This window comes from Prochlorococcus marinus str. MIT 9313 (genome assembly GCF_000011485.1).
In the GTDB taxonomy this organism is placed as follows: domain Bacteria; phylum Cyanobacteriota; class Cyanobacteriia; order PCC-6307; family Cyanobiaceae; genus Prochlorococcus; species Prochlorococcus marinus_D.
Window position 1 is genome coordinate 1,573,380 of sequence record NC_005071.1, and the last position, 23,448, is coordinate 1,596,827.

Genomic DNA, 23,448 nt, shown 5'->3' on the forward strand with positions numbered 1-23,448 from the left:
CAGGGCTTGCAGACTGGAGCCATGCAAAGCCAGCCCACATCACGTCGCCGCCAGCTGCGCACCTGGCGGCCAGGGCCAGGGCCAGCTGAGTTCAAACCAGTGTCACCTCAGGGGAAATCAAAACCTCTACTAGATCTGGCAAGCAACGATTACCTAGGCCTATGTCGGCATCCTGATCTGATCGAAGCCGCCGGAGCGGCCTTGCATTCAGAAGGTGTTGGAGCAGGTGGATCCAGGCTAGTCACTGGTAGCCGGCCAGTGCATGTTGCACTGGAAGAAGCACTCGCCGACTGGCTAGGTCGCGAGCGGATCTTACTTTTCCCAAGCGGGTTCCAAGCAAACCTGGCCGCAGTGATCGCACTGGCCAACCGCAATACCCCAGTACTGGCTGATCGCCTAGCTCACCATTCTCTATTGATGGGTGTCAAAGCAAGTGGCGCCAGGCTGCAGCGTTATGGCCACAATGACCTGGCAGACCTTGAGCGGCGCCTCAAGCTCTGCCGGCATCATCAACCGCATCAACGGCCGCTTGTAGTCACCGAAAGCCTATTCAGCATGGAGGGGACCAGTCCACCGCTCTCAACAATGGCCGAACTCTGCGAAGTGCATGGTGCCAGGCTGCTCGTGGATGAAGCCCATGCCCTGGGTGTCATCGGTCCTCAAGGGCGAGGTCTTTGCCATGGGCTCTCTGCACCAGTTTCAATCATCAGCGGCACTTTCGGGAAAGCATTCGGTAGCGGTGGTGCCTTCCTGGCTGGTGATTGCGCCATGGGCGATCACCTTCTGCAAACCAGTGGCGCCTTTCGTTACACCACAGCACTAGCACCGCCTTTAGCAGCGGCAGCTCTCACTGCCCTAAACCTGATCCAATCTCACCCTCAATGGGGCAAGCAACTGCAAGAGCGTGCCGAGCAATGGCGTGGTCAATTGACAGCTAGAGGATGGGCTCGCCCGCCTGGATATGGACCCATCCTCTCTCTGGTGATCGGTTCCGACCAACAAGCTCTGAATCGCCAAAGTCAACTCGAGGAAGCCGGCCTCCTTAGCGTGGCCATCCGTCCTCCCACTGTTCCAGAAGGCACGGCGCGCCTTCGGCTTGTGCTGCGCAGGGGGCTACCCGATGAGACATTGGAACGGCTGATGAGCGCCCTTGAAACTGGATGAAAGAGGTAATCGCCATGCACGGATGGTGTGGCGATAGCAACACCTGGCAGCTCTGGGCCCGCCATTTTCAAGCCCATGGCTGGTTGTGGCAAAGCCAAGAACAGGGCTACGCAACACTGCCACCGCTTAAACCCCAATGGCATAACGCCCCTGAACCACAACCAGAACAAAGGCGGGTGGTGGTTGGCCATTCTTTAGGCCCACACCTGCTCGCCAGCGAAGTGCTTGCGCAGGCCACCGATCTGGTGCTGCTGGCAAGCTTCGGGGGTTTCTTGCCCAAAGGACCAGCAAACCGTGCCCTACGCACTGGCCTAAAGGGCATGCAAGAACGCCTCGGCACAGCAACTGAAAGCGCCATGCTCCACACTTTCCTGGCGAGGGCCGCCCAGCCAATGCCCGTTAGCGCCTTGCCAGCGGGACCCATCCAGCAAGGCCTCTCAGCAAACGGCCGCAAGCAACTGCAGACTGATCTCGAGTTACTCATCAAAACTGATGGTTTACCAGCAGGACTTCCTGCCAAGGCAAGGGTGCTAGTGGTGGAAGCGGCGCAAGACGCAATCGTGGCCCCCGCTGCACGAATCGCCTTGAAAGAAGCCCTGCTCAACCATCTACAAAGCCCCCCTTGCCATTGGATCTTGCCTGAAGCGGGGCATGCCTTGCTGATACCCGGACTCATTGAACGCGTGCACAAGTGGCTGGAGTGAGCCCCTTGAGCAATCGCTGGTCAAAACAAGTGTTGAGCAACTTTGAGCAAGCTGCAAGCACTTACAACAGCCAGGCGCAATTACAACGTGCCGTTGCCTGGAGGCTCGCCAGACAGTGTGCTCGGCAGCACATTCCAGCAGGGTTCTGGGTAGACCTCGGTTCAGGTACAGGCCTAATGGCAGATGCTCTGGAGGCCTGCAATCCCCACCAAGCTGTCCTCCGCGTGGATGGCTGTCACGAGATGCTGAAACATCATCACCACTCCAGCCAAACATTGCTGTGGGATCTCAATCTGGGCGTTCCCTCATGGCCCCAACTACCTAGTTTGCTGGCCTCGAGTTTTGCCCTTCACTGGCTGATTAACCCTTTAGAACGACTACATGAATGGATGGCCGCTCTCACTCCTGAAGGCTGGCTGGCATTGGCTCTGCCAGTCGAAGGAAGCTTCCCCCAGTGGCACCAAGCAGCAGCAACAGCAGGCGTGAGCTGCACAGCTCTGCCATTCCCCTCCCAAGCGTCATTGCTTGATGTGCTGTCCAGCAATAACATCCGCCATCAACAGCTACACCAGTTCACCCAACAGAGTCCTGAAGTCTTTCAGCTCTTGAAACCAATGCGCCAAATTGGTGCCCAGGCCAGCCCTTGCTCAACCATGGGGGTTGGCAACTGGCGCCATCTCAAACAAGCCTGGCCACGTTGCCAGAACAGTGGAGATGCACAACTCACATGGCTGATCCAACTGCTTTTAATCCAGCGATGACTGAGGCAACGACTCCTCTAATCGTCTGCGGCACAGACACCAACGTCGGCAAGACCGTGGTGAGTGCATTGCTAGTGCAAGGATTAGTTGCCACCTACTGGAAGCCAATACAGAGCGGCCTTGAGGAAGACGGTGGAGACCGCAATAGGGTTTGTCGGCTCCTTGATCTTCCCGCCGAACGTTGGCACCCAGAGGTCTATAACCTGCAGGCCGCAGTATCACCCCACTGGGCCGCAGAACAAGAGAACTGCTACATCAACCCCGATCAACTTGTATTGCCTGATGTATCTGGTCCTGTAGTTATCGAAACTGCTGGCGGCCTAATGGTGCCACTCAACCGTCAATGGCTACAACTCGATCAACTCGTGCGTTGGCAACTACCGCTAATCCTCGTTGCACGCAGTGGCCTAGGTACTCTCAACCACACCCTACTCAGCCTTGAAGCACTGCGCTTACGCAATCTGAAGGTCTTAGGTTTGGTGCTCAATGGTCCACCCCACCCCGACAATCCAAAAACCCTGGAACAATTTGGTGGTGTTCCAGTCATCGCTCAGTTGCCTCACTTACCCAATCTGACGGCGGCAACACTCGCAGAGCAGTGGCATCTGCAAGACCTGAGCCTTACCTTCAAACGGCTACTGAAATCCTGGAGTCAAGTTCAATGAACAAGCGTCAGTCATGGGCCACAGTTGGAGTTGTTCTTCTCTGTGGAGGAATCCTTGTGCTATTCACCGACATAGAAGTCGGCATGGTGCGCTGGGTCAACTGCGGCCCCCTCGCTACAGAAGGGGAACAACAAAGCGAGGTCTGCCGCTGAATCAGCCCCATCTCATCAATGCAACAACCTGAAGTAAGCCAAAGAGATGGATGAATTGAATTCAATCGCAAAACTCTCTGCAACGACAACGACAAGCCTTAGCGAATTCAGCATTCCTTCTTGCTGAGTCAGCACATGTCCAAACGTGTCCTAAAAGCGATAAAACCAAATCAGCAGAATAGATCAACTACAAAGCAAATCATAATTATCTACAGCAGAATGGCTCCAATACCTTTCAAGTTACCATCAAAAAGAAGCTTGAGGAAAGCCTTGCAATAGCTTAAAGAACAAGCAAGGCAAAACATGCGCCCCAAAGCTGCTCATTCTAGAAAGATAAATCACGCTGCGGTGCTTTTTAATGCTCAATTTAGACAAAAGCCAGGCTTGATCTGCATATACTTTATTGTGGTAATTGCTATTAAAAGCTGTGACCAACATCACAAGCAGCAATGACTGAGATCAATGACCTAGTCGATGAATTAGCAGATGGTGTGCTCATCAGAGGGATAGATCTCTCACAACCCATTCAAACCAATGACTGACAACGAACTCACAATTGAACAGCTACAGGGAATTGCTGGTGGTGCTGCATACGTGAAAAACAAGCTTGAGCGATCAGTACAACGGAGAGCGATTCGTAATCCAAAAATTGTTGAGATTACAGGAGTCTTAGTGGGTCTGTAGATGAGAACAGTTAATCGTCAAACCATCTAACCAATCCTCACATTATTCAACCAGTCCAACATTTCCTGCTTTTGCTTTTTGAGTTCTGCTGACGAAGGCTTGCTAGCTTTAGTTGGATTAGCATTTGTATACGGAGCTTCCAATGGGTTAGCTCCTTTTTTATGTGTTGGTTTAACAGTTGGTTTTAGAGCCTGCTTTGTTATCTGCTTGAAAGGATTGCAAAGAGCCATCTTGATCGGTTCAGGCCGCAACATCACGATCCAAGATGGCAACACAATCCCATCGGATCATGGATTGCTTCGATCCACTCGCCGCCCCAAACGCCAACAACTGGCATCCCCATCTCTGGCCTCCCTTCACTCAGATCGCATCGGCCTCACCGCCGCAACGTGTCATCGCGGCGGATGGAGCTCTATTGATGCTGGATGGTGCACCTCCCCTGATTGATGCAATCAGCAGCTGGTGGGTCACCCTGCATGGCCATGCCAATCCCAGCATCGCCGCTGCCATCGCAACCCAAGCACAGCAACTGGAGCAGGTGATCTTTGCTGACTTCATTCATCCCCAAGCAGAACAACTGGCAGAGCGCCTCAGTGCCGTAACAGGCCTTCAACGCCTGTTTTTCTCCGACAACGGCTCTACCGCCGTGGAGGTTGCGCTCAAGATCGCTTGTCAGTGCTGGCACAACCGCGGCGAGCCTCGGCAACAACTCATCGCTTTCAACGGGGCCTACCACGGCGACACGTTCGGGGCGATGGCAGTGGGGGAGCGCAACCTATTCAGTGCCCCCTTTGAGGAGATGTTGTTTCCAGTAGCACGGGTGCCCTGGCCCGCTACTTGGTGGGGCGATGAAGAGGTTGAAACACGTGAACGGATTGCTCTAACTGAACTGGAACGCTGCCTTCAAACCCCAACAGCAGCAGTCATCTTGGAGCCATTAGTCCAAGGAGCAGGCGGCATGGCCATGGTGCGAGCGGAATTCCTACAAGGAGTCGAACAACGCGTACGTGCTGCGGGAGCCTTGCTGATTGCTGATGAGGTTCTGACTGGTTTCGGACGCTGTGGAGCCCTATTCGCCTTCAAGCGTGCAGGGCTTGCTCCCGATTTGATCGCCTTATCTAAAGGACTCACCGGGGGATTTTTGCCCATGGGCGTCACCATGGCCCGTGAAGAGGTGTTTGAGGCCTTCTTAGGAGATGATCCATCTCTCACCCTCTGGCACGGTCATAGCTTCACTGCTAATCCCCTAGGTTGCGCAGCCGCAAACGCAAGCCTCGATCTACTGGAGGCCAACCCAGAAAGCTACGAAAACTTTGAGGCTAGGCATCGACCTCATCTCGAAGCCCTAGCTGAACATCCAAAGGTGCAGCAACCAAGACTGACCGGCACCATCGCCGCCTTCGACCTCGCTATAGACGGAACCCATGGCTACCTCAATCCAGCAGGACGAATCGTCAAACAACAAGCCATCAACAATGGTGTCTTCCTGCGGCCTCTTGGTCAGGTCGTTTATCTGCTGCCTCCGCTCTGCCTCAATGACGCTCAACTTGAGCAATGCTATGCAGCCATCAATTTAGGCTTGGAAGCCCTCTGAGTTCAAGCGCTCAACAGAAGCAACACCATCGTTCTTAAGGGCCTTCTGAAAGAGCAGCCTCCACATCGGAGCGGGGCAGACCATAAGGGAAACAGCACTGACTGTGCTGACCACCTTGCTCCCAGGCAACCCTCAATTCTTCCTGCTCCAGAACGATCTCAGCTGACCATTCAGGCATGAGCCAAATCCATCGACAGGGATCCTCACAACTGCGCTCAGCACCTAGCCGCTGCAGCCAACTCTCAAGAGAAACGAGGGAATGGCGATCCAAAGGCATCTGTTCGGGAGGCAACGACGACATTGATGGCACCTGTGATTGAAATCCTGCCAGTAGTCTGCTCACTATTGAGCCAACTAGGCAAAACTTGCAGCTCACGTCCATGAGCCCAAGCCACTCCAAAGCCAATCAGCAAGCTGAACATTAAAGTCAGCCCCAGAAGAAGCAGAGAAAACCACTCCCCCCCGGAAAGAGGACGGCGCACGCCAACCCCCTTCGTAGCACTAGAAGACCTTGAAGGCAGCGCATCAGTGCCAACACTGGAGCTCGCAGCCAACAACCCTTCTGCCATCAGGCTGGCGTCATATGCCTGGCGCCGCACCGGGTCGGTGAGAAGCTCATAGGCCTCACACAACAACTGAAACTGCTTGGCAGCCTGTTCAGCAGGAAGCGGAGCCGTATCCGGATGCAGAACCTTGCTGCGACGGCGGAAGGCTAGATGAATGGTTTCAACATCTGCAGAGCGCGCAACTCCCAAACGCTCGTAATGGCTCTTCGCAAGAGTCAAAACCAGAAGTTGATCGGCAACTCGCAGAACATCATCTCCTTTCCCCGTGAACAATTCCATCCTAGAGAGAACTATGTTCTGATTGCCCATGTCAAATCAGGCCTGCTTTAGCAACCCAGGCCCGGAGCTCTGGAATGCCCTTGGATGGCATCCCTCCAGTGAACAACTGGAGCAAATGATCGCCCTACAAGCCCTCCTACGCCAATGGAATGCCCGGGTCAACCTCACCCGCCTGGTCGAAGGTGGTGACTACTGGATCATGCAGGTGTTCGACAGTCTCTGGCCTCTGCAGAGCGAATTGCAGAACGCCCAACAACCACGTCGATGCATCGATATCGGCAGCGGCGGTGGCTTTCCCGGTCTGGTGCTAGCCATCGCACTACCAGGCGCAAGGATCACCTTGGTGGATTCGGTAGGCCGCAAGACAGCTGCCCTCAAGGCAATGGCGGCAAAGCTAGGCCTAACATCCCGCGTCACGGTACGTAGCGAACGGGCAGAATTCACCGGGCAGGATCCCTGCTGCCGCGGCTTATTTGATCTCGCGATGGCTCGCGCAGTGAGCACAGCACCGGTTGTCGCCGAATACCTCGTCCCCCTTCTCAAGCCAAGCGGTGAAGCCCTGCTATTTCGTGGCCATTGGAGCCCCAACGATGCAAAGGATCTCGCTAAGGCTCTCAGATTGCTACAAGCCGATCTAATCAAGATGGAACGTCGCGAACTTCCTGACAATCGCGGGGTGCGTCACCAATTACGCCTGCGCGCAACGCTCCCCTGCCCAGCAACCTTTCCACGTCCAATCGGTGTACCTGCCAAGAACCCGCTCGGGTCTTAAACACTGGTCAGTCGCTGCTGAGGGTGACCACCAAGACGGTTGCGCAACCTACGCAGCAAGCCTGGGATCTGATCACACCAGGGGCTGTTCACCAACACCTCCCTGAGGGCCGTCTCACTCACATCTGCATCCAGTGCTTCGGCATTCGCTCCAGGGAACCAGTGGCTCCCACTGCCCAGTAAGCCGTAGCGGGCTTTTGCATAACCCTCCATTCCCCAAGCCTCTACAAGATTATGGAGCCAAAGCAAGATCGGAAGATTGATCTCGCCTGGAGACTCCTGCCAGGGCGGCAAGCCCCTCTGCCAACTGGTCCACCAAGCCTCACCTAAAGCCAACTGTGCCGCATCAACGAGTCGCTGCTGAACTGGTGGCAGCAACTCAGCGGCACTCTGCAAGAGATCCACCGCCTCGAGATGCCGATCGAGATCACTGGGTCGCGCTGCGCCAACGCTGATCGTATGAACCCTTGGGTCTTGCAAGCAAAACAGATCATTGAACACAATTGGATGAAGTGGAGCACAGAGTTCCAGAAGTTGAGACGAGGGACTATGCAGATGGCCACCCTTATCTGTCGGGCTAATGATGAAAACGCCTAGGTCATGACGAGCAGCTGCATCCAGTGCAGGATCATTGTCTTGATAAATGAAATACCAGTGAAGGTTCACATAATCAAAGGCATCCGTCTCGATCGCCTGCACGATTAGGTCTGTGGGGCCATGGGTGGAAAAACCCACATGGCCGATGCGTCCATCACCCTGCCAACGACGCAACACATCCATGCAACCTCCTGGTCGCAAGGTCTGCTCCAGATGCTCCGAAAGGTTGAGGCCATGGATGGCAACTAGATCCAATCGTTCACATCCCAATCGTTCAAAACTTAGTGCCAACTCAGCCTCAAAGACTTTGGGATCCTCACGAGGAGGGACTTTGCTCTGCAACAGCCGCTGTGGATCCAAGACATCACGCAGCGCCCATCCCAACTGCCGCTCAGAGCTGCCGTAATGGCGTGCCGTCTCCACATGATGAAAGCCACAGGCCACCGCGCGCTCCAAAATGTCCTTCAGCAGTTGCTGCGACTCAGAGGTAATAACCTCCGCCTCCAAATCTGTCCAGCTCTGCTGAAAGCGCATCCCCCCTAAAGACAACACAGGCATTGATAAACCGGTGCGGCCAAAGCGGCGGCAAGGCAGAGAGCTCTGCTCCAAAGACGCCTTCATTAACTCTTAGGAGCCATGATTACGCCGCTTACGAGAAGTCCTTTGAAATCCAAGAGGAAGCAATTCCAGAGCTGCTAATTGAGCTCGCAATTCATCTAGCTGCTCAAACTGCACCCATTTGATGCAGTTCACCGGGCAGGTCGCAATGGCTTCCTGAATGCGTTCCGTACTATCCCCGTCCTGCCGGATGGCCCGTGAGCGCCCCATTGTTGGCTCGATAACAAAGGTGTTAGTCGCTACATGAGCGCAGTACCGACAACCAATGCAGACAGCCTCATCAACCCAGACAGCCTTCTCACGCAATTGTCCACCAAGCAGCGGCTCCGATCCATTCGCCCGCTCATCAAGCTGGGCGGAAACTTGAAAAGCTGCCGATGGATCAATCAATGGTCAAGATTGGATATCAGGAATCCCAGCGAGTGACAACCAGTTCGATGGCGCCGTCATCAGTATTGCGCTGCTCTGCCACCTCAAAGCCTTCCTGCGCTGTTGATGCCAACACAGTATTAAGGGCGTAGCGCTGGGTGAGCTGAGCAAGAAAACGTTCCACCGGAACAGATTGCCGCCAGAGGTCGAGGTCGGTCACCAATTCATAGGCCCCGGTAGTCGAATTCAAACGGAAACCAATATCACCACCTTCAGGCATGATCACAGCCAATTCAGCTGTGACTGTTTGTCCGCGATAGCCGCGAACAGAACGCTCTCCTTCTTGGGGGACATAACCAAGATCCTTGAGAGCCTGTAACAGGGGCTCTCGTTTGCGCAGGTGTGTCTTAACGGTGCTGAAGTGCGACATCAAAGAAGCTCGGCTGGAATGGACTGGGATTGATCCTGTGGACGGAGAAACGCCTCGGCTGTAGGTGTGCTTTGTTCCACGACACCAATGGATTCTTCAATCCGCTCGGTGAGAAGACGGCAGGCTTCACCAACAACCCCCTCAACACTCTCTTCAACACGTCCGTCTTGACGGATCCGGAATCGCACAGTCTGTTGAGGCATCCACTTCATCGGAAGGGACACGAATGCTATCGGCCAGGGCCGATAGCTGACGTGTTGATTTTCATAAGATCCGTAAAACCAATCACATCAAGAGAGCCTTCAGGTCAAGCGTCCTTCATCTACAAGAGTTTGAAGCCGCTGAATCACCTCAGAGTTCTCCAATTGTTCAAGTGCGATGCGAGCCTCATCACGTACCGAGAGCTCTGCATCGTTGAGCAGGGAATCAACAAAAGCCTCCACCAACTCCTGCCGACGAGGTTCAACCAACCTGTCGTAAAGACGTCCGAGGGCCCAGATGCAGTTGCTTCGCACAACAGGTTCTCCATCGATCTGCAAACTCATCAGTAGTTGACTTGCAGCGATATCAGCATTGGCAGGAGAGGTGCCACCGGCTTCTGCCAATGAGCCGGTGGCCCATAGCCTTACCGCAGCAACATCATTTTGGAGAACATGAATGAGGGGTTTAAGGACGCGGGCATCGGCGTAATTCCCCAGGCTCCAGGCAGTTGCCTTACGCACATAGGCATTGCAGTCTGCCTGTAGCAACTGCAAAAGGGGCTCTAAAGCTGGCGGGGAAGGATTTCGACCTAACGCATAAACAGCACTCATCCGTTCCACTGGACAAGGCTCCTTCAACAAGGGCAACAGCAAAGCCACTGCCCTGGGATCCCGATGTTCACAAAACACCCTTAGCCCTTGGAGACGCTCCTCATGGCCCAGCTTCAGCCAGTTAAGACCTGCGTCGCACACATCCGCCACGTCTGAAGGATCAGGATTGATCTCGTCAAGCGGATCAACGAACTGTTCAGCCGCCAACTCCTTCGCCAAGACATCAGGATCAATGGCCAAGTTGGCCAGACCTTCCTCTAGCTGTCTAGAAGCTTCACTCATGACCTTGATCGTAGAGGCATTAGGCCGACTGATCTCACCCGATTGGAGCCGGCGCGAGCATGTCCCCAGGCAACCAGATACGAGCAGTCACTGCCACCAGAGCCACCCCAAATAAAGCCACAATCAGAGCAGGCAACACGGTGGAACGTATGAAATTCAATGCTTGCGAAGACTTTCGTTCATTCTGCCTCCCAAGCCAAGACCTTGTTGGAGATCATGCGACGCCTATCCGACTGCGCAGCCAACCACGGGTTAAAGGCAGCACACAGATCACGGTGACCACCAAACCGATCCAACCGCCTAGCTGCTGATGTAACAAAAACGCGCCAGTGCCGAGCAGGCCGCCAAACAGAACACCGACACTAAGAATGAAGCGCAAACACAAACTTCCGAGGGAATCCACCGGTGTTATATCCAGGCGTTGACGCAAGCGACTCCAGCCTGGGCCTGGTGGCTGCACCTGGTTCACAAAGCGCTCGAGCACTTGCGGCGATTCAGGCGGAGTCACTAGCATCACTACAACCCAGACCACAGCAGTAATCGCTGTAGTGATCATCAACCTGGTGCCGTAATCAGGAATTGTCACCAAGGGCATAACGGATGTACAAAGGCCCACCACAAAACCACAAACCATCGCCGCCAATTCGGCAGCAGCATTGATGCGCCACCAGAACCAACGCAGCACAAGCACCACTCCGGGCCCGGTACCAATAGCAATCACCAGACGAAACACTGTGCCGATGCTGTCGCTAATTAATGCGGTGATCACCCCGAGAACTAGCAGCAAAACACTGGTGAATTGACCAACCAGCAACAGCTCTCTCTGATCAGCATCCGGCCTTATAAAACGCTGGTAAAGATCGTGGGTGAGATAGCTAGCACCCCAGTTCACTGCGGTACTGACCGTACTCATGAAAGCCGCCACCAGAGAGACCACTACAAGACCAAGCACCACTGGCGGTAGGTAGGTCACAGCCAAGGTTGGGTAACTGAGTTCCCAGTCGGCCTGAGCTGGCAAGAGCACTAAAGCGGCAAGAGCAACCAAAACCCACAACCAACTGCGCACCAGATAGTTGACCACCAGAAACACCCAGCCAGCCAGTTGAGCCTGACGCTCGTCCCGCGTGGCCAACATTCGCTGAATGAACTCACCACCACCGTCACTGCGACGGAAACTCCACCATTGGACAGTGAGATAAGACAGGAATGTGGCCACACTGATCTCGGCGCCACCAATCCAATCAAAGCCATCACCATTCCATTGCCAAGGCACAATCGCCAGCAGTTCAGGTCGCTCTAACCCCCTCAGTTGATCGAGCATGGCGTCCATCCCTCCGGCTGCATGAACGGCGGCCCACGCCACCGCAACCGCTCCCAAAAGAGCCAACAGCAACTGCACGAAATCGGTGATCACGACAGCCCAGAGGCCCCCAGCAACGGTGTAAACAAGCACCATCACAGCCACGACTGCCAACAGCACAACAGTGTCAGGGGTGCCGCCAAGCACTTCCACAGGGCTGCCAGACACGATGCCCAGGGCTTCTACGACCTTGCGCATGGCCAGGAAGGCATAGCCGATACCGATGCAATTCACCGGCAGTGCGAGCAAAAATGCTTTAATCCCACGCAGCCAGGCAGCAGGCGCTCCGCCATAACGCAGCTCGGTGAATGCAGCATCGGTCAGCACCCCACTCCGTCGCCAGAGCGGAGCAAAGACAACTGCCATGGCGACATGCGCCAGGCCGAAGCTCCACCATTCCCAATTGCCGGCCAATCCTCGTGTGCCAACCAGACCGGCTACATAAAGAGGGGTATCAATCGAAAATGTCGTTGCGGCCATCGAAGCCCCAGCCAACCAACCACTGAGTCGACGTCCCGCAACAAAGTAATCATCCTCACTTCGATTGCGACGAGACAACCAAAGTCCAATCACGAGAGTGATGGCGAGATAACCAACGAGGATCATCCAATCAATGGCAGCCATATCCTTAGGCGGTTGATCGCAGTGTGACTCAGCTAGTCCATCTCAGCCGGTGGCAGCGTGCTGGCGGCGGAGCTGACCACAGGCGGCATTCTGATCCAGCCCTCGACTTGCACGCAAACTCACTGCCACCCCACGCTGCTCCAATACACGCCGAAAGGCCTCAATCGTCTCTGGATTAGGACGTTGAAAACCCTCATCGTCGATGGGGTTGTAGGCAATCAGATTCACATGACTCTGGAAGCCCCTAACCCGATCCGCTAGTTCTTCTGCATGCTGAGGCTGATCATTAAGTGCTCCAAGCAGGATGTACTCAAAAGTCACCCGTCGACCAGTCACTGCCAAATAATGGCGACAGTCTTGAAGCAGAGTCTCGAAGGGGTAAGCGCAAGCGGTAGGTATCAAACGTTCACGCAACTCTTGATTGGGGGCATGCAGACTCACGGCCAGGGTGAACTGGGCGCGACCTAGACGTTTCATCGCCAGCTCTGCCAGATGGGGCAGCGTATGGGGGACACCCACGGTGCTCACAGTGATACGACGCTGAGCAATACCTAGATCAATATTCAGGCAACGAATCGCCGCCAAGACCGCTTCAATGTTGAGCAAAGGCTCACCCATACCCATGAAGACAACGTGGGAAGGACGGCGATCCATCGCCTCGCGCAAGCTCAACACCTGATCAACAATCTCATGTGTGGCCAGCGATCGTTGCAGCCCTCCCTTCCCGCTAGCACAGAAGCGACAAGCCATTGGACAGCCCACCTGACTGGATAAGCACACTGTGAGACGTTGCTGGGTTGGGATGCCTACACTCTCAATGGTTTCGCCATCAACCGTTGCCAGCAGCAACTTGGTCGTGTCATCCACCGCAACAGCCCGGTTCACCTCCAACAACCGCCCAATCGTGATGCCTCGCTGTTGCAACGAGAGGCGCCATGACTTTGGCAACACTGTGATCGCCTCAAAACTTCTGGCTCCCTTGGCATAGAGCCATTCATGCAACTGACGGCCCCGGAAGGCTGGCTGGCCTTCTGCCACAGCCCAGCCCTCTAGTTCAGTAGCACTACAACCCAGTAACGCCTGATTGCCGCCAGGCAGATGGGTAGAACTCACCAGATCAACAAACCATGCCCGAGTGTTGCCTCCACCACCATTAAGGCAATAAAGCCAAGCATCGCCATACGTCCATTGAGCTTCTCGTTATGGCTGTGAAAGCCATAACGAGGCTTTCGCCGTTGCGGAATGATGGTGGGCTCAAGCATGGATGAAGGCCTCAATCAAGCGTTTACAAAGCAGAAACGAACATTCAGGAGGGGCTGCTCACTCCTCAGTGAGCAGCCCCTCCTGCTGAAGACCCTCGAGAGCGGATGGATCTGGCAGCTGTTCCTCCTCGAGTTCATTCTCACCAGTAGGACGAACAAAAGCAGCGAAGTTGCTAGCCGCTGGATCGATCCCATGACGACTGCGTGTGGCCTCCAAATCAGCGTCACTGGGGTCAGCCAACACAGCAGTCGAACTGGCCGCAGGAGCTGCAGGCATGTCCACGGTGTAATCCGGACGCAAGTTCTGCATTCGGCGATAGCCAGCAGGGTCCTCGGCGAGGATGTCCGGATGAGGCCCCGCCTCGGCTCGCAACTCTTCCTGGAAGCCACTGAAGCCAGTGCCGGCGGGAATCAACCGACCGATGATCACATTCTCTTTGAGACCACGTAGCCAATCGCTCTTACCCTCGATTGCGGCTTCAGTGAGCACTCGTGTGGTCTCTTGGAAAGAAGCCGCCGAGATGAAGCTGTCGGTGTTCAGAGACGCCTTCGTAATTCCCAGCAGAACAGGTGTGAACTCAGAAGGGGCTCCACCAGTGATCGCCATAGCCTGATTGGTGTCCTCCACCTGACGCAATTCGATCAACTCCCCTGGCAGCAAAGTGGTATCACCAGCATCCTCAATCCGCACCTTGCTAGTCATCTGGCGGACAATCACCTCAATATGTTTGTCGTCAATCGAGACACCCTGTGACTTGTAGACATTCTGAACCTCAGTAACCAAACGGTGCTGGAGTTTGGCGATCGCCTCTTGTGCAGCATCCATCAACGGCTTGCGCCCACGTAAATCCTCGAAAAAGCAATCGAGTAGCTCGTGAGGGTTAATCGGACCATCAGTGAGCAGTTCTCCAGCATGGACCTGCTGCCCATTGCTGACCATGACGTTACGACCTAGAAGAATCGGGTATTCGCCAATAGCATCATCTGCCTCAATCACAGTCACCGTGATTGATTCATCGTCTTCTCCTTGCTTGATCTCCACAGTGCCTGGCTTCTTACAGAGCACAGCAGATTCCCTTGGGCGACGAGCTTCGAGCAACTCCTCAATCCGCGGCAAACCCTGAACAATGTCTCCTGTCTTCTGACGTTCAAACACCAACAACGCCAAACCATCACCCCGCTGCACCAAATCGCCATCGCGAACATGCAATACAGAATCTGGAGACACCATGTAAGGGCGTCCAAGGCGCAAGGTGATTGCTTTTCCATCAACCTCCTCTACCTCTCCGCAACAACTAGACGGCTCATCTTTTGCTAGCGAGTCGCCATCGACCAATCGCTGGCCTACCTCCACGAGGGGACTGCCATTGGTCGTCACCGTAATGGTGTCTTCATCACGCTCAACAATCAAACGCCGCACAGGGTCACCCTCCTGGACAACAGGCAACTGGGCGATCCCCTCTTGCTTACAAAGGATCTGAGTTGTCGCAACCACATCACTGGCCTTAACCGACTGGCCGTCCTCAATCTGCAACTCGGTGTGAGTGGAGCCATGGCTTGAATCGGAGATTGTGTCGCGACGCACAAGGATGCTCTCGAGAATCACCAAACGCAATCTTTCGATGGTCTTAGCTCGCTTATCACGCACAGCCTCTACATCCACAGTCATCTGAGGAGTGGTGTCAAACGTCTCAAGAATGAGTTGAGTTTTGAGTAGCTCTACGCCCTCAACCGATTTGATCAGCTCTCCATCCTTAAAGGCGAGTCGCTGGGTGGCCTTAATCCCCAGATGAGGGCCCTTCGGCTGCTTGACATGAGTCAACTCAGGGAGTTGTGCCTCATTTGGGATGGTGTATTCCTCCATAGGTCTTAGCAACAGACCAGTCCCCTCAGGTGTATCCACGGTCTGCACAAAGACCATGGCTTCAGAATTGATGCCCTTGGCAATCGTCTCGCCTGGGTTCACGATCTGGCCATCACCTGTGAAACGCTCTAAGGCCTTGGTTTCAGTACAAAGGTGGAAGCTGCCACTGCGAACGATGATTTCGCGCAGGATGTCGTTCTTCTGAGTCACCGTTACGATCCCGGCGGTCTGGCTGAAGATGTCCTTGACAACCTCAGTCCCGGCCTCAATCCACTGGCCGTCCTCGATCATCAACAAGGAAATGTCCTTGTTGATCTCATGTGTCTCCTGAGGGATCCAAAGCAAGGTGCCACCCTTATTCACCTCAAAGCCATTCTTGGCTGAGCGAGCCTTCTTGATCGCCAGACCAGGGGCAAAACGCACCAGACCACCGGTCTGAGTGCGGAAGCGGTCATCAGCCAACTCAGCCACCACTTCACCATTGCCAATCTTGCTTCCCGGAATGGTGTTTAAGCGATAACGGGTACCGTCTTTTGCCTCCAGATGCCAAAGTTCCCCTGAATGCGTGGACTCTCCGAGCAGCTTGAAGTCCTTCATCGTCATCGAGGTGGTCACGATCTGCACCTCGCGAGAATCCCCGATCGAATCGCGCAGACGCACCTCACCTCCAAACTCGCTGGCCTGGCTGGCCTCCGCCAACACCTGACCACGTTCGACTTTGACATTGCCCTGGACTACAGGCTCGGCATTGGGGGGAAGGTTGTAGACATCCCCAGCAAGCACCCAAAGTCTCCCTAAACGCTGCGCCTTCAGAGTGATATTTCCCTGACGGTCTTTAACTTCCCTGGGCTGAATAACCTGCTCATAACGAACCTGACCAGCCAGGTCACAAATTACGTCTTTAGTGGCCTTCTCCACGCTCTTTTTCACCGCAACAGCCGCGATCTGAACAACAGTCACGTCTGCCTCGATCTCCTGACCATCACTAACGAACAGCAAAGATCCGGTGGTGATATCGATCCTCTGTGCACGCCCCTTGCCTGAAGGCTTCACAGTGAGAGTGAAGTCCACTTCAGACTGCTGAGCCTCTAGACCATGGGGTGTGCGGTAACCACGCACACGAGCCTTGGGACCAAACTCAACTGTGCCAGCAACAGTGGAACGAACCACGCCAGTCTCAGCGGTAGACACACCACCGGTATGGAAAGTTCGCATGGTGAGCTGCGTCCCCGGTTCACCGATGGACTGAGCAGCAATAATGCCGACGGCTTCGCCGAGATCGGCTAATTCGTTATGAGCCAATGCCCACCCATAACACTTCCTACATACGGAACGATTGGCCTCACAAGTAAGCGGTGAGCGCACCATCACCTCAGTGATGGCTGCCTTTTCGAAACGCTTAGAAAGCGGTGGATCGATTTCTGTATTGCGTTCAGCAAGAATTTCGCCGTCAACATTGACGACTTGCTCTGCAGTGAGGCGACCAACAAGACGGCTACCAAAACCACCGTCTTCCGCCTTCACAATGATGCCCCTAGTGGTGCCGCAATCATCCTCACGAACGATCACATCCTGAGCAACATCCACCAGACGCCGCGTGAGATAACCGGAATCGGCTGTTCGCAACGCTGTATCGACGAGACCCTTACGTGCGCCGTAAGAGGAGATCACGTACTCAGTAACCGTTAGACCCTCACGGAAATTGGTGCGAATCGGCAAATCAATAATCTCCCCCTGCGGATTGGCCATCAGGCCACGCATACCAACAAGCTGGCGAACCTGAGACATGTTTCCACGAGCCCCAGAGTTGGCCATCATCCAGACCGAGTTCAGCGGGTCGTTCTGATTGAAATTCTTCTTGACGGCATCAACCAAACGCTCATTGGTTTCTGTCCAGGTATCAATCACCTTGGTATGACGCTCAACCTCTGTGATTTCACCAAGGCGATAACACTCCTCGGTGGCCGTGATCTGAGCCTCTGCCTGGCCAAGCAAGTCTTGCTTGGCCTCAGGCACCTTGAGGTCTTCCACGGAAATCGACACGGCAGCCTGAGTGGCGTAGCGAAAGCCAAGGTCCTTGAGATTGTCCGCCATGGAAGCGGTTACAGCGGTGCCGTGTGTCTTGTAAGCCCATGCCACCAGTTGCTTTAGGGCCTTCTTATCGATAACCCGGTTACGAAACTGCGGTGGGGTCCTCGCCAGTGCTGGCGAAGCGCCTGCCGCAGCAGCCTTTGCGGCCTTGGACTTGGACTTCGACTTGGACTTGGACTTGGTGGTCTTGGTCGAAGGCTTGCGGGATTTCGGGGAGGTTGAGGTCATGGCTACACGTGAATCAGGTCAGGGAAGAAAGCTGGTATTGGAGTAACTCAGGCGACGGCCACCGCATCAATAATTGTGTAATTCATCACCACGCGGCCCACTGTTGTAAGGATGTAGCGACTGATCAATGCTCCGTCTTCGTCGAAACGATCTCGGCGATAAGTCCACTGCTCAATGCGAGTTCCATCGCTGAGTAGTTCAGCTTTGATGGGCTCTTCTATCTCATCTTCGTCCTCAACCTCACCGTTAAAACGAACCCAAACCCAGTCATGTAGCAAGATCCTTTTATCTTCAAACGCATGAATGACGTCCTCTAAACCTGAATAGGTTCTGGATTGATCGCCAAACTCAGGCACAGAAGCTCCAGGCTTGAGCGCCGTGAGGTAATAAGAACCAAGCACCATGTCCTGCGAGGGAGTGATGATCGGATCACCGGTGGCAGGCGAAAGGATGTTGTTACTGGCCAACATCAACATGCGTGCCTCCGTTTGAGACTCAATCGCGAGCGGCACATGAACCGCCATCTGGTCACCATCGAAGTCGGCATTAAAAGCAGGACAGACCAACGGGTGTAACTGAATCGCACGACCATCGACCAGCTTTGGCTCGAAAGCCTGAATACCGAGACGATGAAGAGTTGGAGCGCGGTTTAACAGAATCGGATGCCCCTCGATGACCTCTTGCAGCACCTGCATCACCTCATCATCAGCACGCTGAATCAACTTCTTTGCAGCCTTGATGTTGTTGACAATGTTCTGACGAATCAGACGGTGGATCACGAACGGTTGAAACAACTCAATCGCCATCTCTTTAGGCAAGCCGCACTGATGCATCTTCAGCTTGGGGCCCACCACGATCACGGAACGACCTGAGTAATCAACCCTCTTACCAAGCAAGTTCTGACGGAAGCGACCCTGCTTGCCCTCAATGATGTCGCTGAGGGACTTCAACGGACGATTGTTAGCACCAACAACAGTTCTGCCGCGACGACCGTTATCGATCAGAGCATCCACTGCCTCCTGAAGCATCCGCTTCTCATTTCTGACGATAATTTCAGGGGCCAGAATTTCCTGAAGTCGAGCAAGACGGTTGTTGCGATTAATCACCCGACGGTAAAGGTCGTTCAGGTCGGAGGTCGCGAAACGTCCGCCATCCAATTGGACCATTGGACGAAGATCCGGGGGAATGACTGGAATCGCATCCAGCACCATCCACTCAGGCCTTGCATTGGTAGCAATGAAATTATCAATCACACGCAAACGCTTAATTAACTTGGCCCGCTTTTGACCCTTGCTAGATGAGATTTCCTCTCGCAACTGTTCAGCTACATCAGGCAAATCTAAATCTTCTAGCAATTGCTTTAGAGCTTCAGCACCGATGCCAACCATCGGCTCATTCTCAATCGTGGAATCTTCTGCATAGATCTCATCTTCAATCTCTAACCACTCATCCTCAGTAAGTAACTGCTTATACTTGAGTTCCTTATGATCGCCAGGATCAAGCACGACATAACAGTTGAAGTAAACAATCTGCTCAACATCACGTAGTGGCATATCTAACAAGATCGCCACATAACTAGGTATCCCTTTCAAATACCAAACGTGGGAGACAGGAGCTGCCAACTTGATGAAGCCCATGCGATGACGCCGAACCCGACTTTCAGTGACCTCCACGCCACAACGCTCACAGACAATGCCACGGTGTCGAACCCGCTTATATTTCCCGCAATGACACTCCCAATCCTTTGAAGGGCCGAAGATCTTCTCGCAAAAGAGCCCGTCCATCTCAGGCTTCAGGGTGCGGTAATTAATCGTCTCCGGCTTCGTCACTTCACCCACTACCTGCCCATTAGGAAGTGTCCGCTGACCCCACTCCATCACCCGATCTGGTGAAGCAAGTGTGATCTTGACGTAGTCGAAGTGGTTCTCTGTACGGAGGTTGCTGTTAGTCATGAACGAATCGCAAACAGTTTGGGAAACGAAAAGCAGTTAGGTAAGGCCGTTAATCTTCGTCGTAATCCGCTACTCCAAGGGATTCGTAAGTGGGTCGACTAGGAGTACTACGGCGGGGATTCACATCCTGCATCAGATCCACTTCTTTGCCTTCATCGGTATAAACAGCGATATCGAGCCCTAGAGACTGAAGCTCACGCATCAAGACCTTGAAAGACTCGGGTGTCCCCGGCCTGGGGATAGGTTTGCCCTTGACGATTGCATTGAGGGCTTCATTCCGACCCTGCATATCGTCTGATTTAACAGTCAGCAGCTCTTGCAGGGTGTAAGCGGCGCCATAGGCCTCCAGAGCCCACACCTCCATCTCCCCTAAACGTTGGCCACCTTGTTGAGCCTTACCGCCAAGAGGTTGCTGGGTTACCAGTGAATAGGGACCTGTTGAACGAGCATGGATCTTGTCATCAACCAAATGAACAAGCTTCAGAATCTGTGCATAGCCAACGGTCACCGGCTGGTCGAAAGGTTCACCCGAACGCCCATCAATCAATTGAAGCTTGCCAGGATTGTCAGGGTTGTAGACCCACTCCTTACCTGGCTGTTTGGCAGCTTCCTTGAGATAAGCCTCCACTGTCTGCTGGGACTTTTCAGCTCCATACATTTCATCAAAAGGCACCACCTTGACCCGACAGTCGAGATTGGCTGCTGCCCATCCCATTAAGCACTCAAACACCTGACCCACATTCATCCGGCTGGGCACGCCCAAAGGATTCAAAACGATGTCAACTGGAGTGCCATCGGGCAGAAAAGGCATGTCTTCGCGGGGAAGAATGCGACTGATGATGCCTTTATTGCCGTGGCGACCGGCCATCTTGTCGCCAACCTGGATCTTGCGACGCTGAGCCACATACACTCGAGCGACCATATTGGCGCCAGGGGGAAGCTCATCACCCTGTTCACGAGTGTAAATACGAACGTCCACAACTCGTCCTCGCTCAGTGCTGGGAACGCGTAGAGAGTTATCACGCACATCGCGCGCTTTTTCACCAAAAATGGCACGCAAAAGCTTCTCTTCTGGAGGCTGATCTGACTCACCTTTAGGTGTCACTTTGCCCACCAGAATGTCGCCACTCTCGACAAAAGCACCGATGCGAATGATGCCCATTTCATCAAGATTGCCAAGGCTTTCCTCGGCAACATTGGGTATCTCCCTGGTGATCTCTTCGGGGCCAAGCTTTGTCTGTCGTGCCTCGATCTCATACTTCTCGATATGCACCGAGGTGTAGAGGTCGTCCTTAACTAGTCGTTCGCTGACAAGAATAGCGTCCTCATAGTTGTAACCCTCCCAAGGCATATAAGCGACCAAAACGTTCTGACCTAGAGCAATTTCACCGCCTTCACAAGCCGAACCATCCGCGAGAACCTGACCCACGATCACCGCATCACCCTGGCAGACAATCGGACGCTGATTAAGGCAGGTGTCCTGATTTGAACGCTGATACTTCTGCAGGTAGTGGGTGTGATCAACCCCATCCTCATCCCGGACGATGATCGCAGTGGCATCCACGAATGTGACCATGCCATTCACGCGGGAGATGGGCACCATCCCGGAATCACGAGCCACCTGAGTTTCGAGACCCGTCCCCACCAAAGGCCGCTCAGGCCGCAACAGTGGTACGGCCTGCCGTTGCATATTTGATCCCATCAGAGCCCTATTGGCGTCATCGTGCTCGAGGAAAGGAATCAAGGAGGTGGCGACAGAGATCACCTGCACCGGCGAGAGCTGCACATAATCCACTTGCTCAGGTGGAACTTTTTCGAAGTCCTGGCGATAACGCACTGGAATTAATTCAGCGAGAATCTGTCCATCGGCGTCCGTGGCCACATCACCAGGAGCTACACGACACTCATCCTCAAGATCGGCTGATAAATAGATGGGGTCTCCCTCCTTGATCAGGCGACCGTTCTCAACCTTCCAAAAGGGAGTCTCAATGAAGCCATACTGATTGACCCGAGCGTGGGTAGCCAGTGAATTGATCAAACCTGCATTCGGGCCTTCCGGTGTCTCAATTGGGCAGAGACGGCCATAATGGGAAGGGTGAATATCACGCACCGCGAAGCCAGCACGCTCCCTAGTGAGGCCACCTGGCCCCAGAGCTGAGATACGACGTTTGTGGGTGAGCTCAGCCAATGGATTCGTCTGATCCATGAACTGACTCAGCTGACTGGAACCGAAGAACTCCTTAACAGCTGCAACGAGAGGCTTGGGGTTCACCAACTGAGCTGGCGTGAGCGAATCGGTCTCTCCCACCGTCATCCGTTCTTTAATGATCCTCTCCAGGCGATTGAGACCAACCCGGACCTGGTTCTGCAAAAGTTCACCCACTGAACGCACTCGACGATTGCCCAGGTGATCAATGTCATCAAGGCTGGCACCACCCACATCGAGTTCTAAATTGATCAGATAATCAAGGGTTGAGAGCACATCCTCATGGGTGAGGGTCCGCACCGTATCCGGGATTGTTAGACGCAGCTTTTTATTAATCTTGTAACGGCCAACTCGGCCAAGGTCGTAACGCTTGGGATCAAAAAATCGGGTCTGCAGAAGCTGTTGACCACCGCTTACTGAAGGAGGCTCACCAGGACGAAGCTTTTTATAAAGCTCAAGCAAAGCCTGATCCTCTGAACTAATTCCTTCCTCATTTGCAGCCTCAATAGACTTCTTGTAATACTCGGGGTGACGAAGCTTATCGATTACATCGTTATCTGATAGCCCCATGGCCCGCATTAAAACATGGGCATTAATTTTGCGTGTTTTATCAACACGCACATGCAGAAGGTCGTTTTTATCTGTTTCGAACTTTAGCCAGGCACCACGGTTAGGGATAACACTGGCATTGTATGTTCGCCGTCCATTCTTATCCTGTTCATCCTTAAAATATACCCCTGGGCTGCGCACAATCTGATTAACAATAACCCTCTCTGCACCATTGATAATGAACGTACCTCGCTCAGTCATCAGAGGAAGCTCGCCAATAAACACCTCCTGCTCCTTAATCTCACCTGTTTCCTTATTCACTAAGCGACAGGTCACATACATCTGTGAAGCGAAAGTCGCATCACGGCGCTTGGCCTCTTCAACATCGTGGCGAGGCCGCTTCAATCGGTATTCATTGCCAACAAAATGGAGTTCAAGCTTGCCTGTGTAGTCAGTGATGGGAGAAAAGCTATCCAACTCCTCGATCAAGCCCTCATCAAGAAACCACTTGAAGCTCGCCCGCTGAACTTCAACGAGATCAGGCAGGTAGGTGGCGGTCTTGGCGACCTGAATCGCGCTGCTGCTCATGCGGAGACCTGCAGTTGAGAAGTGAAATTGGAAGACCTGAACAATCGACGGGCCTAGATCCGAGTCGGCAGCACAAAAGGCAGCGGCAGCAGCTCCCTGTACCAAGGAGCTGCTGCCGTACTCATGGGCTCAGAGATCTCGAGTCAAAAAGACTGACGTCAACAATGCACCAGAAGACAATGGGCGCTTCGGGCGGCAGGGACGCAGAAGAACTGCATCATGGCCAGACCAGTCAATAATTTTACACTTGTAGACCGCCAAACGCCTGTCCAATGT

23 protein-coding genes are annotated in these 23,448 nt (G+C 53.9%); 8 read left to right on the plus strand and 15 right to left on the minus strand.

Going from position 1 to position 23,448, the window contains the following annotated elements; all coding sequences use genetic code 11:
- Positions 1-21 precede the first annotated feature (21 nt).
- From AKG35_RS07930 to AKG35_RS12990, 6 genes are all read left to right on the plus strand, one after another.
- Positions 22-1,164: an aminotransferase class I/II-fold pyridoxal phosphate-dependent enzyme gene (locus AKG35_RS07930; RefSeq protein ID WP_011130856.1), complete on the plus strand. Its 1,143-nt coding sequence runs from the start codon at positions 22-24 to the stop codon at positions 1,162-1,164.
- A 14-nt stretch (positions 1,165-1,178) separates the two neighbouring features.
- On the plus strand, positions 1,179-1,868 hold the full coding sequence (locus AKG35_RS07935) for an alpha/beta hydrolase (RefSeq protein ID WP_011130857.1): 690 nt from the start codon (positions 1,179-1,181) through the stop codon (positions 1,866-1,868).
- Positions 1,865-2,629: a methyltransferase domain-containing protein gene (locus AKG35_RS07940; RefSeq protein WP_328284556.1), complete on the plus strand. Its 765-nt coding sequence runs from the start codon at positions 1,865-1,867 to the stop codon at positions 2,627-2,629. The genes AKG35_RS07935 and AKG35_RS07940 overlap by 4 nt, the downstream gene beginning before the upstream one ends.
- Complete coding sequence (gene bioD, locus AKG35_RS07945; protein ID WP_157859862.1) at positions 2,596-3,294, plus strand: dethiobiotin synthase; 699 nt, start codon at positions 2,596-2,598, stop codon at positions 3,292-3,294. The genes AKG35_RS07940 and bioD overlap by 34 nt, the downstream gene beginning before the upstream one ends.
- Complete coding sequence (locus AKG35_RS13335) at positions 3,291-3,446, plus strand: hypothetical protein (RefSeq protein WP_011825131.1); 156 nt, start codon at positions 3,291-3,293, stop codon at positions 3,444-3,446. The genes bioD and AKG35_RS13335 overlap by 4 nt, the downstream gene beginning before the upstream one ends.
- A 534-nt stretch (positions 3,447-3,980) precedes the next feature.
- The gene (locus AKG35_RS12990; protein WP_157859863.1) at positions 3,981-4,130 is read left to right on the plus strand and encodes a CCRG-2 family RiPP; all 150 of its coding nucleotides are present in this window, start codon (positions 3,981-3,983) and stop codon (positions 4,128-4,130) included.
- A 26-nt stretch (positions 4,131-4,156) separates the two neighbouring features.
- Here the strand turns inward: AKG35_RS12990 and AKG35_RS07955 are convergent, their stop codons facing one another.
- A complete protein-coding gene (locus AKG35_RS07955) occupies positions 4,157-4,384 on the minus strand; it encodes a hypothetical protein (protein WP_041384572.1) in 228 nt (75 codons plus the stop codon).
- Between the two features lie 11 nt (positions 4,385-4,395).
- Here AKG35_RS07955 and bioA point away from each other — a divergent pair, with 11 nt between their 5' ends.
- Positions 4,396-5,724 carry an adenosylmethionine--8-amino-7-oxononanoate transaminase gene (bioA, locus tag AKG35_RS07960; RefSeq protein WP_011130861.1) on the plus strand — a complete coding sequence of 443 codons (1,329 nt, stop codon included), beginning with the start codon at positions 4,396-4,398 and terminating at the stop codon, positions 5,722-5,724.
- A 34-nt stretch (positions 5,725-5,758) separates the two neighbouring features.
- Here the strand turns inward: bioA and AKG35_RS07965 are convergent, their stop codons facing one another.
- Complete coding sequence (locus tag AKG35_RS07965; RefSeq protein WP_041384574.1) at positions 5,759-6,001, minus strand: DUF3143 domain-containing protein; 243 nt, start codon at positions 5,999-6,001, stop codon at positions 5,759-5,761.
- Complete coding sequence (locus AKG35_RS07970) at positions 5,967-6,599, minus strand: J domain-containing protein (RefSeq protein ID WP_011130863.1); 633 nt, start codon at positions 6,597-6,599, stop codon at positions 5,967-5,969. The genes AKG35_RS07965 and AKG35_RS07970 overlap by 35 nt, the downstream gene beginning before the upstream one ends.
- Here AKG35_RS07970 and rsmG point away from each other — a divergent pair.
- Positions 6,598-7,341: a 16S rRNA (guanine(527)-N(7))-methyltransferase RsmG gene (rsmG, locus tag AKG35_RS07975; protein ID WP_011130864.1), complete on the plus strand. Its 744-nt coding sequence runs from the start codon at positions 6,598-6,600 to the stop codon at positions 7,339-7,341. The two genes, AKG35_RS07970 and rsmG, sit on opposite strands and share 2 nt — an antisense overlap.
- Here the strand turns inward: rsmG and AKG35_RS07980 are convergent.
- From AKG35_RS07980 to rpoB, 12 genes are all read right to left on the minus strand, one after another.
- Positions 7,338-8,558 carry an aldo/keto reductase gene (locus AKG35_RS07980; protein WP_011130865.1) on the minus strand — a complete coding sequence of 407 codons (1,221 nt, stop codon included), beginning with the start codon at positions 8,556-8,558 and terminating at the stop codon, positions 7,338-7,340. The genes rsmG and AKG35_RS07980 overlap by 4 nt on opposite strands.
- A gap of 6 nt (positions 8,559-8,564) precedes the next feature.
- Complete coding sequence (locus tag AKG35_RS07985; protein ID WP_011130866.1) at positions 8,565-8,945, minus strand: ferredoxin; 381 nt, start codon at positions 8,943-8,945, stop codon at positions 8,565-8,567.
- A 16-nt stretch (positions 8,946-8,961) separates the two neighbouring features.
- Entirely contained in the window at positions 8,962-9,354 is a 393-nt protein-coding gene (locus tag AKG35_RS07990) for a DUF1257 domain-containing protein (protein ID WP_011130867.1), read from the minus strand.
- On the minus strand, positions 9,354-9,557 hold the full coding sequence (locus tag AKG35_RS07995) for a DUF2997 domain-containing protein (protein ID WP_041375041.1): 204 nt from the start codon (positions 9,555-9,557) through the stop codon (positions 9,354-9,356). Before AKG35_RS07995 ends, AKG35_RS07990 begins: the two co-directional genes overlap by 1 nt.
- Before the next feature lie 99 nt (positions 9,558-9,656).
- The gene (locus AKG35_RS08000; RefSeq protein WP_011130869.1) at positions 9,657-10,448 is read right to left on the minus strand and encodes a HEAT repeat domain-containing protein; all 792 of its coding nucleotides are present in this window, start codon (positions 10,446-10,448) and stop codon (positions 9,657-9,659) included.
- A 34-nt stretch (positions 10,449-10,482) separates the two neighbouring features.
- Positions 10,483-10,608, minus strand: coding sequence for a hypothetical protein (locus AKG35_RS13655; protein WP_255359815.1), 126 nt, complete (start codon positions 10,606-10,608; stop codon positions 10,483-10,485).
- 54 nt (positions 10,609-10,662) lie between these two features.
- Complete coding sequence (locus AKG35_RS08005; RefSeq protein ID WP_011130870.1) at positions 10,663-12,432, minus strand: sodium:solute symporter family protein; 1,770 nt, start codon at positions 12,430-12,432, stop codon at positions 10,663-10,665.
- A 42-nt stretch (positions 12,433-12,474) separates the two neighbouring features.
- Positions 12,475-13,545 (minus strand): 23S rRNA (adenine(2503)-C(2))-methyltransferase RlmN, encoded by a 1,071-nt coding sequence (gene rlmN, locus AKG35_RS08010; RefSeq protein WP_011130871.1) that lies wholly within the window; start codon positions 13,543-13,545, stop codon positions 12,475-12,477.
- Positions 13,542-13,694: a high light inducible protein gene (locus AKG35_RS08015; protein ID WP_011130872.1), complete on the minus strand. Its 153-nt coding sequence runs from the start codon at positions 13,692-13,694 to the stop codon at positions 13,542-13,544. The genes rlmN and AKG35_RS08015 overlap by 4 nt, the downstream gene beginning before the upstream one ends.
- 58 nt (positions 13,695-13,752) lie before the next feature.
- A complete protein-coding gene (locus tag AKG35_RS08020; protein WP_011130873.1) occupies positions 13,753-17,877 on the minus strand; it encodes a DNA-directed RNA polymerase subunit beta' in 4,125 nt (1,374 codons plus the stop codon).
- Positions 17,878-17,924: 47 nt separating this feature from the next.
- A complete protein-coding gene (locus tag AKG35_RS08025) occupies positions 17,925-19,829 on the minus strand; it encodes a DNA-directed RNA polymerase subunit gamma (RefSeq protein WP_011130874.1) in 1,905 nt (634 codons plus the stop codon).
- A 49-nt stretch (positions 19,830-19,878) separates the two neighbouring features.
- Positions 19,879-23,172, minus strand: coding sequence for a DNA-directed RNA polymerase subunit beta (gene rpoB / locus AKG35_RS08030; RefSeq protein WP_011130875.1), 3,294 nt, complete (start codon positions 23,170-23,172; stop codon positions 19,879-19,881).
- Between the last annotated feature and the right edge of the window lie 276 nt (positions 23,173-23,448).